Origin of the sequence: Halorubrum sp. Eb13, assembly GCF_002252895.1 — an archaeon.
Classification (GTDB): domain Archaea; phylum Halobacteriota; class Halobacteria; order Halobacteriales; family Haloferacaceae; genus Halorubrum.
This window is the reverse complement of the sequence record NZ_NHPE01000119.1, coordinates 18,673-34,252: the sequence shown is the minus strand read 5'-3', so window position 1 is coordinate 34,252 and position 15,580 is coordinate 18,673. Positions and strand designations below refer to the sequence as shown.

The following is a 15,580-nucleotide window of genomic DNA, read 5'->3' as shown; positions in this document are numbered from 1 at the left end:
GCCCCCTCCCGCTCTCACTGCCGCCCCGCGGCCGTTCAGGCGACGTGTCGCTCGGTGAGCGTCTCTCCGCGCTCGAACCGGTCCAGCGACAGCGGCGAGGCGTCGAGGAGGGCCGTCTCCCCGTCGACGGCGAGGTCGGCGGCGATCCGGCCCGCGGCGGGCGCGTGTTGGAAGCCGTGGCCGGAGAACCCGGCGACGGTCACGAGGCCGGGGAGCGTCTCCTCGACGATCGGGTGGTGATCGGGCGTGACCGCGTACAGCCCGGCCCACCCGCGCTTGATCCGCGTGTCGGGGCCGAAGTACTCGGCGTAGTCGGCGGCGTGCTCGACCGCGCGCGCCGCCCACTCGACGTCCATCCCCTCGTCGTAGGCGTCGGGGTCTCGCGCGGGGTCCGCCTCGTCGAAGTGGCCCCCGACGAGCGCCGCCCCGTCCCGCTCGGGGCGGAAGTACGAGCCCGTCTCGAGGTCGATCGTCAGCGGGACCGACTCGGGGACCGGCGGCGCGGGGTCGACCACGGCGATCTGTCGGCGCCGGGGCGATATCGGGAGGTCGACGCCGGCCATCGCGCCGACCGTCGCGGCCCACGCGCCCGCGGCGTTGACGACGCGGTCGACCTCGCGGCGCTCGGTGTCCGTCGCGCCGGCCGCGCGGACGTCCGCGCCGACGACGCGGTCGCCCTCGCGGTGGAGGCCCGTGACGGCGGTCTTCGTCCGGACGTCGACGCCCAGTTCGCGGGCGGCCGCGGCGTATCCCTGGACGGCGAGGTTCGGGTCGGCGAACCCGTCGTCGGGGTTGTACGCGGCCGCGACGAACGGCTCCGGGTCGAGGCCCGGACAGCGTTCGGTCGCCGCCGCCGGCGTGAGCAGTTCGCTCTCCGCGCCGAGCGAGCACTGCATGTCGACGTTCGCGCGGAACCGCTCCGCGACCGCCTCCGTCCGAGCCAGGAGCAGGTAGCCGGTCTTCCGCAGCCCGATGTCGACGCCGAACCGCTCCTCGAAGGCGTCCCACACCTCCTTGCTGGCGAGCGAGAGCTCGACGTTCACGCGCGAAGAGAACTGCGACCGGATCCCGCCGGCCGAGCGGGCGGTGCTGGCGTTCCCGAGCGACCCCTTCTCGACGAGGGTCACGTTCGCGCCGCGGTCGGCCAACGCGTACGCGGCCGAGAGCCCGACGACGCCCCCGCCGACGACAAGCGTGTCCATATCCCCCGATCGCCCCCCGAGATCATAAACCTCCGACGCCGACCGGCTCCCTTCGCGACCCCGCCGCGGTTCGGAGAGCGAGCCGGCCCGAACGGGTCGTCCGACGAACGGGCTAAGTCGCCGCGGAGCGACGACCCGGGCATGGTGATCGCACTCTCCGCGGAGGCGGTCGACCGCCGCCTCGACCTGGCGTCGCTCGTCGACGTGGTGGACGACGCGTTAGTCAAGCAGGCCGCCGGCGAGGTCGAACGACCGCACCGGCCGCATTTCCCGGTCGGCGCGGGGCTCGACGGCGACGACCCCCTCGGAACCGGCATCGCGATGCCGGCGTACGTCCACGGGGCAGACCACTACGCGACGAAGCTCGTCGGCGTCCACGAGGCGAACGCGGAGCGCGGGCTCCCGACGATCAACGCGCAGATCGTGCTCACGGAGGCCCGAACGGGTCTCCCGAAGGCGTTCATCGCGGGGACGGCGATCACGAACGCCCGAACCGGCTGTATCGGGGCGGTCTCGGTCCGGGCGTTGGCTCCGGAGCCGGACGGCGAGGGGCTCACTCTCGGCGTCGTGGGGGCCGGCGCACAGGCGCGCTGGCAGACGCGGGCCATCGCGACGATCGCGGCGCTGTCGGACGTGCGGGTCCACTCGCCGAGCGACTCGCGAGAGGCGTGTGCGGCGGACCTGCGCGACGAGGGGGTCCCGGCGCGCGCGGTCGACACGCCCGGCGAGGCGGTCGCGGGCGCCGACGTGGTCGTGACCGCGACGACCGCGACCGAGCCCGTCTTCCCGCCCGACGCGCTCGACGAGGGGACCCTCGTCGTCGCGGTCGGCGCGTTCACGGCGGAGACACAGGAGCTCGATCCCCGCGTGCTCGACCGCGCCGAGCGGGTGTTCGCCGACGTGCCCGAAGAGGCCGCCGAGACCGGCGACCTCCTCGCGAGCGACCTCGACGCCGACGACCTGGTCGAACTCGGCGTCCCCCTCGCGGACGGGTACGTCAGGGAGTCGCCCGAGGACGTGCTGGCGGTCGTGAGCGTCGGGTCCGCGACGCTGGACGCCGCGGCGGGCGAGGCGGTCTACCGGCGGGCGGTCGAGGCGGGCGACGGTACCGAGGTCGAACTGTAGCCCGGTCGACGCCGGCTCGCCGACGCGGACGACCGACGGCTCGGCCGAAACCGCGGGCGATGTCGGCCGCGGGCGACGCGGACCGACCCTCGCGGCGGACGTCGTCGACGGCGACCGGAGAGATGAGGTATCGACTATTCTTAAGTAGCCTGACCGCTTTCGCTCCGAACAGATGTCCCACGACGCGCGAGCGAGACTGAGCGACCTCCGGCGGGCGCTCCACCGCCACCCGGAGCCGGGGTGGCGCGAGTTCCGGACGACGGCGCGCGTCGTCGAGGAGCTCGAACGGATCGGCGTCGACGAGGTCGCCGTCGGCCGCGACGCCCTCGCGACCGACTCACGGATGGCCGTCCCCGACGACGACGAGATCCGCCCGTGGCTCGACCGCGCCCGTCGGGCCGGGGTCAGCGACGACCTCCTCGAGCGCACCGCGGGCGGCCACACGGGCGTCGTCGCGACGCTCTCGCAGGGCGAGGGGCCGTGTATCGGCCTGCGCGTCGACCTCGACGCGATCTCGATCCACGAGCCCGAGGACCCCGACCACCGGCCGACGGCGGAGGGGTTCCGGTCCGAACACGACGGCTACATGCACGCCTGCGGTCACGACGCGCACCTCGCGATCGCGCTCGGCACGATCGAGGCGATCAGAGAGAGCGCGTTCGAGGGGACCCTCAAGATGTTCTTCCAGCCGGCGGAGGAGATCTCCGGCGGCGGGAAGGCGATGGCCGAGAGCGGCCACCTCGACGATGTCGACTACCTGTTCGCGCTCCACGTCGGGCTCGGCCACCCGACCGGCGAGATCGTCGCCGGCGTGGAGAGCCCCTTGGCGATGGCGCACCTGACGGCCACCTTCGAGGGGGCGAGCGCCCACGCGGGAAAGGCGCCGAACGAGGGGGCGAACGCCATGCAGGCCGCCGCGACCGCGATCCAGAACGCGTACGGGATCCCGCGCCATCGCGACGGGGCGACGCGGGTGAACGTCGGCAAGATCGAGGGCGGCTCCGCGAGCAACGTCATCGCCGAGGAAGTGACCATCGAGGCGGAGGTCCGCGGCGAGACGACCGCGCTGATGACGTACGCGCGCACCGAGCTCGAGCGGATCCTCTACGCCGCTGCCGAGCTCCACGACTGCGACGTCGCCCCGCGCGTGATCAGCGAGTCGCCGTGCGTCGACAGCCACCCGGCGCTCCGGGAGGTCGTCGGCAACGTCGCGTGGGACGTCGACGGCGTCGAGCGCGTGATCCCGTCCGAGGAGTTCGGGGTGAGCGAGGACGCCACGTACCTGATGCGGCAGGTCCAAGAGGCGGACGGGCTCGCCTCGTACTTGCTCATCGGCACGGACCACCCGACGAGCCACCACACCCCGACGTTCGACGTCGACGAGGCGAGCCTCGCGATCGGCGTCGACTTGCTAACGGACGCGTTCGTCGAGCTCTCCCGGCGGCGCCCGTAACGGGGCGCCGGCGGGAGGCGTCGGATCGGTCGACGGGCGGGACCCGTTGGCACGACCAGTACCGTTAATCCGCTGGCCCTCGGTATTTAGGCCATGAGCCAGAACGACGTGCCGGAGTCGCTGGAGGCGGCGGCCGAGTCGGACCGGCCTCGCGGTATCCTCACGCCCTCCGACCGTGACTTTCTGCTCGGACGGAAGACGGACTACACGGACCACTCGCGGAAACAGAAGCGGAACCGAATCCGCCGCCGCGTCCGGAACGCGATCCTCGATTTCAGCATCCTCTTCGAGTGTCTGGAAGAGCGGGACCGGAAGACGGTGTTCGACCCTGACGGCGAGGACCGCGAGGCGTACACGCAGGGGATCACCGACATGCTCGCGTTCCTCCATCTCGGCACGATGGGATACCACACCCCGTTCAAGGACATGCTCTCCGAGGGCGTCGGGAAGGCGGAACAGCGGCTCGCCGGGTCGAACTACCGCATGGTCAACGTGGAGTTCAACGTCGAGCCGGTCGGCCAGATCGACGTCGACGAGGTGGTCGAAAAGCTCGAGAACGACGAGTTCGCGGAGCTCACCGACGAGGAGCTTCGCGCGTTCGTCCGCCTGCTGACCATGTCGGAATCGTTCTCGCCGGAGGAGGCCGGCGAGGAGATCAAAGACCGCGTCGACGAGTTCGCCGAGAAGCTGACGGAGAGCGCGACCTCTCACGAGCGCACGCTCGAAGAGCTGACGAACTGAACGGGTCGGCGACTCGCTCGCTCCCGCCGCCTTCTCCACCTCGGCACGCTACCCGACCGATGATCCGCTGCCGCGTACCGACTGATTTCCGCCGGTAACGGATATCGATGACACCTCGCTGCCCGCCCCGGGATCGCCCGCGTGCCGGGCCGTCGGAGATCGGGATGCCCCCGTCCAGATTCCGACGTGATTCCAGCCGGTGTTTCGGGTAGAGTCGCTTTTTCTATTCAAACGTTCAATTATTTCAGATAGATATGCCAATAGCGGTGAGTCAACCGCTCATTTCAGAATACGTTGAATACATATACGGATTACATAATACGGTTATACTTTCGGACATTGAGAAACACTTATTGTGTATACTTTCGATCGACATCCCATGCCAGCACGTGGCATGGTACTCGACCGGCGGAGGGATCGCGGGCCAACTAGTGGTCACGGTCGTCGGGGTGGCCCCGTATGAGCGGTGCGGACCGGGGGATGGTCGAGGAGTTCCTCGACGAGATCGACCCCGTCGTCTTCGCGTTCGGCGCGCTGTTGACGGTCGGCGTGATCGCGGCGTTCTTCATCGATCAAGAGTTCGTCTCCAGCGGAATCGCGACCGTCCAGTCGCAGGTTCTCGCCTATCTCAACTGGGCGCTGCTGGTGATCGTGTTCCTGATCGTCGTCTTCCTGCTGTTCCTGATCGTGGGTCCGTGGGGGAAGATCAAGATGGGAGACACGGATCCGGAGTACAGCTTCCTTTCGTTCTTCGCGATGCTGTACTCGGCAGGGTTCGCGGCCGGCGTCGTGTTCTGGGGACCGACCGAGGCGCTGTTCTACTACGACAGCCCGTCGCCGCTGTTCGGCATCGAAGGCGGGACGGCGGAAGCGGTTCCGATCGCGATCCAGCAGACGCTGTTCCACTGGGCACTGCCCCAGCTGGCGGTCTTCACGATCATGGGGCTCGCGATCGCCTACTTCGCGTACAATTACGAGAACGTGCCGCTGCGCGTCTCGTCGGCGCTGACGCCCGTCCTCGGCGCTGACAACCTCGACGGCCCGGCCGCGAAGGTCATCGACATCCTCGCGGTCTTCGCGACGATCGGCGGCGTGGCGACGTCGCTCGGGTTCATCGGAAGCCAGTTCATCGCCGGCCTCAACTACCAGTGGGGGATCGACTTGGGGAACGTCGGTATCCTCCTCGTGGTGACCACGATGACGCTGTTGTTCACGATCTCGATGGTGCTCGGAGTCGACAGGGGTATCCGGCGGCTGTCGAACTTCAACATGATCCTCTTCGTCGCGCTCATGCTCGCGACGTTCATCCTCGGCCCGACCCTGTTCCTGCTCACGCTGGGGTCGCAGGCGGTGGGCGGCATGATCGCCGACTTCACCTCGATGAGCCTCTTCGCCGGCGTCGGAACCGAGGGCGGCACCGGATGGGTCAACGCGTGGACGGTGTTCTACTGGGCCTGGGCGCTCTCCTGGTCCCCGTTCGCGGGCCTGTTCATCGCCCGCATCTCCAAGGGTCGGACCGTCCGCGAGGTCGCGTTCACCGGTATCGTGGCGACATCGGCGGCGACCATCCCGTGGTTCACGTTCGTCGGCGGCACCGCGCTGCAGTACCACCACACCGGCGTTGCCGACTTCGCTCCCGTGATCAACAACTTCACCCCGGAGATCTCGGGCTTCATCCTCTTCAGCGCCTTCCCCTTCGGAACGGTGTTCATGATCGCGTTCATGATCCTCGTGACGACGTTCTTCATCACCTCGGCCGACTCCTCGACGCTCGCCGTCTCGATGATGACGACCGGCGGGAAGGCGCGGCCCTCGACGATCAACCGGGTCTTCTGGGGCGTCGTGCTCGGGATGACCGCGGCCATCCTCATGATCATCGGCGGCGCGGGCGGAGCGGGGGCGCTGCAGGACGCGGTCATCATCACCGGCGCGCCGTTCGCCTTCGTCTGCTTCCTCGCGATGCTCTCGCTCATCAGAGAGTTCAGTTCGAACTACGGTCGGGTGTTACTGCAGGACGAGACCGTGCTGTACGGGGGGTCCAAGGAGAGCGACTCCCGGTCGGCCTCGTTCGAGTCCGCCGGATCCGACGACGACTGACGGCTCGCGTTCCGTTTTACCCTCGTTTATACCAAGTTTTAATGTACGGCGTATACATAATCTGTGTATGGATAGGGATACGGCTGAACCCGCCGCGGACGCGCTCCCCGGCCCGAACGCGAAGCGTTGGGTCGAGTTCCACCAGTCGCACTCCGCGCCCAGCGAGTACTCCCACGAGTTCGTCTGGGACGTGACCCGCGAGGCCGACGGGCCCTTCGTCACCGACGTCGACGGCAACGTCCTCTTAGACTTCACCTGTCACATCGGCGCGGCCCCGCTCGGCTACAACAACGAGAAGGTGCTCTCGAAGCTCCGCGAGTTCGACCTCGTCGAGCCGATGAAGATCGCCGGCCAGGACATGTACTTCGGCTCCGGACCGAGCCCGGAGGAGGCCGACTTCCCGGGGTCGAGCCACCTCATGGACCGGCTGACCGACGTCTCCAGCCAGTACGGGATGGACACCGTCTTCCTCTCGAACTCCGGCGCCGAGGCGATGGAAAACGCGATGAAGATCACGCACGACCACCGGTCGCCGGCGAAGTACGGCGTCGCCTTCGACGGGAGCTTCCACGGCCGCACCCTCGGAACGCTCTCGCTGACGAAGTCGAAGGACGTGTACACCCGGCACTACCCGGAGATCAGCGGCATCGAGACGGTGCCGTTCTGCGCTGACCGCGGTTGCGACGCCGCGACCTGCGACTGCGGCTTCTTTGCCGGCGGCGGCTCGCGGCTCCGGAACATGCTCGCGCCCGAGGGCGGGCACGTCGACCCCGCGGAGATCGCCTTCCTGACGCTCGAACCGATCCAGGGCGTCGGCGGCTACCGCTTCCCCAGCGAGGCGTTCATGGACGAGGTCGCGGCCGTCACCGACGAGTACGACATCCCGCTCGTCGTCGACGAGATCCAGTCGGGGATGGGCCGCACGGGGGAGATCTGGGCGACGGACCACTACGCCATCGAGCCGGACGTGATCGCGGCCGCGAAGGCGCTGCGCGTCGGCGCGACGATCTCCCGGTCGGAGGTGTTCCCGTCGGAGAAGAACCGCCTCGGCTCGACGTTCGGCGGCGGCGACCTCCTCGGCTCGATGATGGGGGCGTTCACGCTGGAGGCGATCGAGGAACACGACCTGCTCGACAACGCGACCCGGAGGGGGCGGCAGGCGAGGGAGCTCCTCCGCGACGACGCGCCAGACACCGTCGTCGACGTCCGCGGCAAGGGGTTGATGCTGGCGGTGGAGTTCGACACGGCGGAGCGGCGCTCGGCGGTCGTCGAGGCCTCGCTCGACCGCGGGCTCCTGACGCTCGGCTGCGGGACGAAGACGATCCGACTCCTTCCCCCGCTCGACGCGACCGAACGCGAGATCGCGCTCGGCACGGGGCTCTTCCTCGACGCGATCGACGCCGTCAGCGCGAGCGCGGCGGCGAACTGAGGAACTGAACCCGGCAGTGCGGCGCGTGTTAAATCACTCACTCGGAGAAACAGTCCGGCTCGTTTCGATCAGTACGGATCACCTGCGGACCGGATTCGGTCCGCTATCGCTTCCGTCAGGAACGCCTCGCGAGACACGGATGGTTCTGCGGTCGGGGACGCGTCAACTCACGTTTGCGGCGCGTTCGGGCTGTCGCACGCGCTCTCGCTCTGGAGGCACTTGGACACGCTCGAGTGTCTCCTCCGGACCCGTGTACTCTGCTACTATCTCCCGCGTGAGACGTCGGTAAAGGCGGGTCTGCTTCGCATTTCACTGGATATCGATGTCACCTGCTGCAGACACACGCGCCGTGTATCCACAGAATTCGAACCTGAGAGCACCGACCGAATCTCGCTGGTTCCTTTCCAAAGACATCATCAACTGATCTAGCGCATCAGGATCGACTACGTCACCCAGCGTATCATCCAACTCGGTCGGGTGGACACCTTCTTTCTCGGCGACTCTGCGCACAATCTGAACGCTGTATTTGCTCATATTGCGTCTGCTACAAATCCGGGCAAAACGCGTCGCTATTCATAATAATTCGTTTACAGAAGCCGAAACGCCGAGGATGTCGCCGGTCGTCGTAACGACCAGTTCCCGTAGAGCGGGAGCGATCGCAACGGTGTCGCTATCTCTATCCCAACTCACCATTCCGGCCTCGTTGAGCATCGGGAGGTGGACGTGGGAGAGGGAGACGTGCGTATCTGACTGCTGTTCGGTCGGGACGGCTGACGATTCGGAACCGTACTCGAGGGCCGACATTTCAGTCGCTAGTTGTGAGGTCGGGATCGGTTCCGGATGATCGGCCAAATACCGGAGCATTCTCCGCCGCTTCCGGTTGGCCAAGGCTTTGTACAGCGTATCCAACAGTTCGTCCTCGCTGAGTCGCGATAGCGGTATTGGCTCGATCATCGCTACATTAGTTATTAGCGTGTGTTATGTAAACTTGAACCCTTGTACAGTAAAGCCGATTAATGTTACAGCTGGCCTGCGTTTCTGGCCGCTCAGAGATCAAACGACGGTTGCCCAGCCATAGCGGCTCTCATCACCTTGTTCGTCGCGCGGCGGACGCGCTCCGACACCGCCTGCTCAGAGACGCCGAGTTGACCAGCCAGTTGCTCGTACGTGACTTCTCGCGGAATTTCGAAATAGCCGCGTTCGACTGCCAGTGATAGCGCTTCGTATTGGGGTTCTGTGAAGGCGTAGCTTTTTTGAAAATACTCCGAGTCGGTCAACGCCGAGACGCGCTTGAGCCGATACTCGATACCGTGTGAGGCACAGTACTCGCTGAACGCGGCCAGCCCGCCGTTATCCTCGAAGCGTATCTCGAAGGTCCACGTGTCGTCACTCTGTGCCTTGAGAATCGTCGCCGTCGTCTCTGCGAGCCCCGCGATGAGCTGTTCCGTAGGGTCTTCCCACTCGATTTTGTACAACGCCTGGTTGTCGACCCGATCCACGGCGGTAATCGACTCGACGTTCGGATGCTCTCGCATCGCCGTAACGAACTCGTCCAAATCGTCACCGTATCCCCAGATATACGGCATGATTCGGTTCCCAGTCGGGACGACCCGCTCTATTTCTACGGCGACATCAGGGAAGTTCGCGATGATCCTCCCCAGTAGAAACTGGTCAGCCTCTATGGAGAACTCGGCTAGGACGGTCATGTAACTACTACAGAGCAAAGTGTAATAATCTCTCGCACGGCTATCGAAACGCCTCTCTGAACTGGTAGAGTCCTTCGGTCTCCGTTGCCCCCCTCTCAGCTCCCGTCGACGACCGATCGCTCGACGACCGACACCCCGTTGACCTCGGCGACCGCCGTGCGGCGCGCCCGTTCGAGGGCTTCGAGTTCGGCGCCCTCGGCCGTCACGGCGTCGACGACCTCGCCGACCCGCGCCGGCCACGACGCGAGCGCGAGCCGCGCCTCGGCGACGACCTTCTCCCGCTCGACCGGGGACAGCCGCGCCATCGCGTTGTACGCCCCGCGGATCTTGAACGAGCCGGTCCGCTGGAGCTGTTCGAGCTTGAGCCCCGGCGAGTCCGCCCCGCTCATCTCGGCGAAGGTGCGCGAGATGTCGAGCGGCGTCCGATGCGCGACGCCGGCGAGCCGGTCGCGTGCGTCCTCGACGTCGGCGCGCGTGACGGTCGCCGACGCGTCCGGCTCCCCGGGGTCCGGGTCGCTGTCAGCGCGGTCGCGGTCGTCGGGATCGCCCTCGGTCATTCGGTGGTCGGACGCGCGTCTCCGGGCGTCTCGGCGCGCGGAACCGGGTGTCGCCGTTCGAGGTCGCGGATCGCGCCGACGAGCACGTCCACGCCGTGACCGATGCTCCGCTCGTCGACGTCGAACGTCGGGGTGTGGTGGCTCGTCGGGTGGTCCGTGCCGACGATGAGGTACGAGGCGAGCCCGTCCGCCTTCTGAACGCGCTCCATCAGGAACGTCGCGTCCTCGCTCGCGCCGAAGTCCGCCGCCGGGAGCACGGTGTCGATCCCGTCGACTCCCCCGGCCACGTCCGTCACCAACGCCTGCAGCTCCGGGTCGCTGTCCGCGCGGGGCGACTCGCTCACCACGTCGACGGTCCCGCGACAACCGTGCATCGTCGCGGCGGCGCGCACGGTGGTCTCGAAGCGGTGTTTCATGTACTCCATCAGCGCGGTCGTCTCGCCGCGCGCCTCGGCCTCCATCCGAGCGCGCTCGGCGATGACGTTGCTCGCGGTGCCGGCCTCCGCCTTCCCGACGTTCACGCGCGTCATCCCGTCGGCGTGGCGGGCGATCCCGTACGCGTTCACGATCGCCGTCCCCATCGCCTGCATCGCGTTGTCGCCCTCGTTCGGCGCCTTCCCCGCGTGCGCCGACGTGCCCTCGATCGTCGCGTCTAAGTGCGCCATCGCCAGCGGCTTCTCGATCCCGGCGACCACCTCGCCGGTCGGGTGATCGAGGCCGACGTGGACCGCGAGCAGGTAGTCGAGGTCGTCCGCGAACCGGCTCTCCGCCATCGGGTGACCGCCGCCCCCGGTCTCCTCGGCCGGCTGGAAGAAGACGACCAGCCGCCCGGCGAAGTCGCTCTCGGCGATGGCTTCGAGGACCGCGAGCCCCCACGTCATGTGGACGTCGTGGCCGCAGGCGTGCATCGTGCCGTCGATCTCGGAGCGGAACCCCTCGTCGACGGGGTCGTGGTCGGGGTCGGTCGACTCCTCGATGAACAGCCCGTCGATGTCGACGCGGAGCCCGATTACGGGCCCGTCGCCGCGGTCGAGCACGGCGACGGCGCCGGTGTTTCCGCCGGTCATGCGGTCGAGTAGCGCCGGGTCCGCGCCGCGTCCGCGGGCGCGCTCGACCCACGGGCCCAGGTCCGCCTCGGGGACGGCCATGCGGTCGGCCGGGTCGTACGCGTCCGGGCCGATCGCGAGTTCGTCGACGCCGATCGCCCGGATCTCCTCGGCGAGCGTCGCCGTCGTGAGGAACTCGCGCCACGCCGGCTCCGGGTGGCGGTGGAATCGTCGGCGGACGCTGGCGAGCCGATCGCGGATCGGTTCGTTCATGCGAGTGGCTCTCTCACTCGACCGTCTTAAGGATAGTTGATCGTACACAGTTGTCGTGTACATAAGATACACAAAAGGCTAAGAAACCCCCTCGCGTTGATCCGCCAACGCGTCGTTCCGACGCGCCCACCGCTCATGAGTTCACACCAGACCGCCGATCCGGACGTCGTCGTGCTGCGGGAGGGAACGGAAGGACTGTCGATGGCGTCGTACGCGGACGCGCTCCGCGAGCGGCTCCCGGACCGCACGGTCGCGCTCGCGCGGACGCCCGCCGAGGAGCGCGACCTCGTGCCGCGGGCCCGCGTCGCGACCGGCATCACGCTCGACGCCGACCTCCTCGAGCGCGCCGACCGACTTGAGCTGTTCGCGTGCACCTTCGCCGGCACCGACCACGTCCCGACCGACGCGCTCCGCGATCACGGGGTTTGCGTGACGAACGCGGGGGGCATCCACGCCCCCGGAATCGCCGAGCAGTCGATCGCCAACATGCTCGTCTTCGCGCGCGACCTCCACGAGGGGTTCCGCCGGAAGACGAACGGCGAGTGGCGCCACTTCCAGTCGCGCGAGTTCACCGACAGCACGGTCACCGTCGTGGGGCTCGGCTCGATCGGACAGGCGGTCGTCCAGCGGCTCGCCGGGTTCGAGGTGGAGACGATCGGGATCCGCTACACGCCGGAGAAGGGCGGCCCCACCGACGAGGTGCTCGGGTTCGACGACGAGGACATCCACGCGGCGTTCGCGCGGAGCGACTACGTCGTGCTCGCGTGTCCGCTCAACGACCTGACCCGCGGGATGGTCGGGGAGCCGGAGCTGGCGACGCTCCCGCCCGAGGCGGTCGTCGTCAACGCGGCCCGCGGCGGCCTCGTCGACACCGACGCCTTGGTGTCCGCGCTGCAGACCGAGGGCATCCGCGGCGCCGCCCTCGACGTCACCGACCCCGAGCCGCTCCCGTCGGACCACGTCCTCTGGGACTTAGAGAACTGCCTCATCACTCCGCACACGGGCGGCCACACGCCAAAGCACTGGGACCGGTTGGCCGACATCGTCGCGACCAACGTCGCGGCGCTCGAGGAGGGCGGCGAGTTGGAGAACGCGGTCGTCACGCCGGACGCGGACGACTGATCGGGCGGATCCGTATCGCGCGGTGACAGGCGCCGGGCGCGGCGCCTCAGCGCCCGCGACCCGTCAGGGCCAGAGCCCGCGCGCCCCCTTCGCCTCGGCGACCCGGGACAGCGCGACCACGTAGGCGGCGTCGCGCCACGTCAGGTCGCGCGCGTCGACCTCGTCGCGCACGTCGCGCCACGCGGACAGCATCTGTTCTTCTAACTCCTCGTTGACGCGCTCCAGCGACCACGTCCGCCGGTTGATGTCCTGGAGCCACTCGAAGTACGACACCGTGACGCCGCCGGCGTTCGCGAGGATGTCCGGGATCACCGCCACGTCGCGCTCGGCGAGGATCGCGTCGGCGGCGAACGTCGTCGGCCCGTTCGCCCCCTCGACGACGATGTCGGCGTTGACGGCGTCGGCGTTGCCCGCGGTGATCACGTTGCCGACGGCCGCGGGGATCAGCACGTCCACGTCGAGTTCGAGGACCGCCTCGTTCGACAGCGTCTCCGGCGCCTCGTGGGTGAGCACCGCTTCGGGCTCCTCCTCGTGGGTTGGGACCGCGCGCGTGTCGAGGCCGTCCGGATCGTAGATCGCCCCGTTCACGTCGCTGACGGCGACGACGGTCGCGCCCCAGTCGTCGAGGAGGCGGGCCGCGTTGGCGCCGACGGAGCCGAACCCCTGCACCGCGACGGTCGCGTCGGCGAGCTCGCGGTCGTAGTAGTCGACGGCCTCGCGCGTGATGATGGCCGTCGACCGGCCGGGCGCCGCCTCGCGGCCGTACGACCCCCCGATGACGGGGGGCTTCCCGGTGACGACGCCCGGGATCGTCTCGCCCTGCTGCATCGAGTAGGCGTCCATGAACCACGCCATCGTCTGGGCGTCGGTCCCCATGTCGGGCGCGGGAACGTCCTTCGTCGGCCCGACGACGTCGCGCAGTTCCTCCGCGAACCGCCGGGTGAGCCGCTCGCGCTCGTCGTCGGTCAGCGATTTGGGATCGACCGCGATCCCGCCCTTCCCGCCGCCGAAGGGGAGGTCCATCACGGCGCACTTCCAGGTCATCCACATCGAGAGGCCGGTGCACTCGTCGGCGGTGACCTCCGGGTGATACCGGAGCCCGCCCTTGTACGGGCCGCGGACGTCGTCGTGCTGGGCGCGGTAGCCGGTGAAGACGTCGACGCCGCCCTCCTCTCGTTCGAGCGGCACGGAGACCTGCTGGACCCGCGTCGGGTGTTTGAGGCGTTCGATGATCGCCGGATCGACGTCGACGTTGGTCGCGGCGCGCTGGAGCTGCTTCCGGGCGGTCGCGAGGGTCGATTCGGACTCTGTCTCTGCTTCTTCGTCGTCGACGGTGGGTGTCGTGCTCATAACTGGTGTCGGCCGTAGCGTGGCTCGTGTGGTCGGCGCGGGACGGTTGATGCGGCGTGGTCAGCGCGGGACGGTCGGTGCGGCGTGGTCAGCGCGGGACGGTCGGTGCGGCGTGGTCGGCCTCGTTCGCTCGATCTCGGTCAGGCGGTGAACAGCTCTCGGGGGAAATCGGCCAGCGTCTCCGCACCGGTGGACGTGACGCGGAACGTCTCGCTGATCTCCATGCCGATCTCGTCGGTCCAGATGCCGGGGATCATGTGGAACGTCATGTTCTCCTCGAGGACGGTGTCGTCGCCCGGGCGGATGCTCGCGGTGTGCTCACCCCAGTCCGGCGGGTAGCCGAGCCCCATCGAGTAGCCGATGCGGTCCTCCTTCTCGAGCCCGTACCGCTCGATCGTCGTGCGCCACGCCTGCTCGACGCTCTCGCACGTGACGCCGGGCTCGACCGCGTCGAGCGCCGCCTCGATCCCCTCGACGACGATATCGGCGGTCTCTTGCAGTTCGGCCGGCGGCTCGCCGACGAACGTCGTCCGCGCCAGCGGCGAGTGGTAGCGGTGCCGACAGCCGGAGAGCTCGATGATCACCGGGTCGCCCGCCTCGTACCGCCGGTCCGTCCACGTGAGGTGGGGCGTCCCCGTGTGGTCGCCCGACGGCATCAACGGGACGATCGCGGGGTAGTCGCCGCCGTACTCGTCGGTCCCGTCGATCAGCTGCTGGTAGATGCCGGAGGCGACCTCGTACTCCGGGACGCCTTCGCCGACGGCGTCGAGGCCGGCCCGCATCGCGTTCTCGGAGATGCGGGCGGCCTGCCGCATGTACTCCAGCTCTTGGTCGGACTTCTTGACCCGGATCCAGCCGACGAGCAGCGTCGCGTCCGCGAACTCGGCGTCCGGGAGGTTCCCCTGCAGTCGGGTGTACGACTTCGCGGTGAAGTAAGCGGCGTCCATCTCTAAGCCGATACGGCCGTCCGCGACGTCCAGCTCCTCGAGGACGCCGGCGACGTAGTCCATCGGGTGGAGGTCTTGGGGCGACTGCACGTGGTCGTCGCTGTACGCGCGGACGCTCTCCTCGGCGAGGTGCGTCGTCGCCCGCGCGCCGTCGCCGTCCATGTCCCGACCGATCCAGATCGGCTCGTCGCGGTCGGGCGTCACCACGACCGCCTGATGGACGTAAAACGACCAGCCGTCGTAGCCGGTCAGGTAGTTCATGTTCGCCGGGTCGCTGACGACGATCGCGTCGAGGTCGCGCTCGCGCAACCGCTCTTTCGTCCGAGCCACCCGCCGCTCGTACTCCGCCTCGTCGAAGATGTGTTCCCGTGGCATGATAACAGGACGTCTACGAAGGAGATCAGACAGCAGGAGTATAAATTTATCGTGTACATTAAAAACAGATACTGTGTACGCATCTCCCGCGAATCCCGCGAATTCGCCCCGAAGCGTCGCTGAGACGCCGCGCGAGCTGTCTCGTGAGCGCGGTCGA

At 68.1% G+C, this 15,580-nt stretch carries 13 protein-coding genes and 1 pseudogene; 6 read left to right on the top strand and 8 right to left on the bottom strand.

Annotated features, from left to right (window positions below; all coding sequences use genetic code 11):
- Positions 1–35: 35 nt before the first annotated feature.
- Positions 36–1,202, bottom strand: coding sequence for an FAD-binding oxidoreductase (locus tag DJ75_RS13365; protein ID WP_094524945.1), 1,167 nt, complete (start codon positions 1,200–1,202; stop codon positions 36–38).
- Between the two features lie 141 nt (positions 1,203–1,343).
- Between DJ75_RS13365 and DJ75_RS13360 the strand changes: the two genes are divergently transcribed.
- The 5 genes from DJ75_RS13360 to DJ75_RS13340 all read left to right on the top strand — a co-directional run bounded on the left by DJ75_RS13360 (position 1,344) and on the right by DJ75_RS13340 (position 8,047).
- Positions 1,344–2,327, top strand: a complete 984-nt coding sequence (locus DJ75_RS13360; protein ID WP_094524944.1) for an ornithine cyclodeaminase family protein — start codon at positions 1,344–1,346, stop codon at positions 2,325–2,327.
- A gap of 172 nt (positions 2,328–2,499) precedes the next feature.
- Positions 2,500–3,780: an amidohydrolase gene (locus DJ75_RS13355; protein WP_094524943.1), complete on the top strand. Its 1,281-nt coding sequence runs from the start codon at positions 2,500–2,502 to the stop codon at positions 3,778–3,780.
- A gap of 93 nt (positions 3,781–3,873) precedes the next feature.
- Complete coding sequence (locus tag DJ75_RS13350; RefSeq protein WP_094524942.1) at positions 3,874–4,521, top strand: hypothetical protein; 648 nt, start codon at positions 3,874–3,876, stop codon at positions 4,519–4,521.
- Positions 4,522–4,980: 459 nt separating this feature from the next.
- Positions 4,981–6,618, top strand: coding sequence for a BCCT family transporter (locus DJ75_RS13345; RefSeq protein ID WP_094524941.1), 1,638 nt, complete (start codon positions 4,981–4,983; stop codon positions 6,616–6,618).
- 67 nt (positions 6,619–6,685) lie between these two features.
- Positions 6,686–8,047, top strand: coding sequence for an aminotransferase class III-fold pyridoxal phosphate-dependent enzyme (locus DJ75_RS13340; protein WP_094524940.1), 1,362 nt, complete (start codon positions 6,686–6,688; stop codon positions 8,045–8,047).
- A 309-nt stretch (positions 8,048–8,356) separates the two neighbouring features.
- Here the strand turns inward: DJ75_RS13340 and DJ75_RS13335 are convergent, their stop codons facing one another.
- From DJ75_RS13335 to DJ75_RS13315, 5 genes and pseudogenes are all read right to left on the bottom strand, one after another.
- The gene (locus DJ75_RS13335) at positions 8,357–8,581 is read right to left on the bottom strand and encodes a HalOD1 output domain-containing protein (RefSeq protein WP_094524939.1); all 225 of its coding nucleotides are present in this window, start codon (positions 8,579–8,581) and stop codon (positions 8,357–8,359) included.
- A 39-nt stretch (positions 8,582–8,620) separates the two neighbouring features.
- Positions 8,621–9,001 carry a hypothetical protein gene (locus DJ75_RS13330; RefSeq protein ID WP_094524938.1) on the bottom strand — a complete coding sequence of 127 codons (381 nt, stop codon included), beginning with the start codon at positions 8,999–9,001 and terminating at the stop codon, positions 8,621–8,623.
- A gap of 92 nt (positions 9,002–9,093) precedes the next feature.
- Positions 9,094–9,753, bottom strand: a complete 660-nt coding sequence (locus DJ75_RS13325) for a helix-turn-helix domain-containing protein (RefSeq protein WP_094524937.1) — start codon at positions 9,751–9,753, stop codon at positions 9,094–9,096.
- A 268-nt stretch (positions 9,754–10,021) separates the two neighbouring features.
- A pseudogene (locus tag DJ75_RS19415) lies at positions 10,022–10,310 on the bottom strand (serine/threonine dehydratase); the annotation flags it as partial.
- A complete protein-coding gene (locus DJ75_RS13315; protein ID WP_094524936.1) occupies positions 10,307–11,629 on the bottom strand; it encodes an amidohydrolase in 1,323 nt (440 codons plus the stop codon). The pseudogene DJ75_RS19415 and the gene DJ75_RS13315, both read right to left, overlap by 4 nt.
- Positions 11,630–11,764: 135 nt before the next feature.
- Here DJ75_RS13315 and DJ75_RS13310 point away from each other — a divergent pair, with 135 nt between their 5' ends.
- Positions 11,765–12,751: a D-2-hydroxyacid dehydrogenase gene (locus DJ75_RS13310; protein WP_094524935.1), complete on the top strand. Its 987-nt coding sequence runs from the start codon at positions 11,765–11,767 to the stop codon at positions 12,749–12,751.
- Positions 12,752–12,814: 63 nt separating this feature from the next.
- Here DJ75_RS13310 and gdhB read toward each other — a convergent pair whose 3' ends face one another.
- Together gdhB and DJ75_RS13300 are read right to left on the bottom strand one after the other, a co-directional pair.
- Entirely contained in the window at positions 12,815–14,101 is a 1,287-nt protein-coding gene (gene gdhB, locus DJ75_RS13305; RefSeq protein ID WP_094524934.1) for a glutamate dehydrogenase GdhB, read from the bottom strand.
- A gap of 140 nt (positions 14,102–14,241) precedes the next feature.
- Positions 14,242–15,423: a M24 family metallopeptidase gene (locus DJ75_RS13300; RefSeq protein ID WP_094524933.1), complete on the bottom strand. Its 1,182-nt coding sequence runs from the start codon at positions 15,421–15,423 to the stop codon at positions 14,242–14,244.
- Positions 15,424–15,580 lie beyond the last annotated feature (157 nt).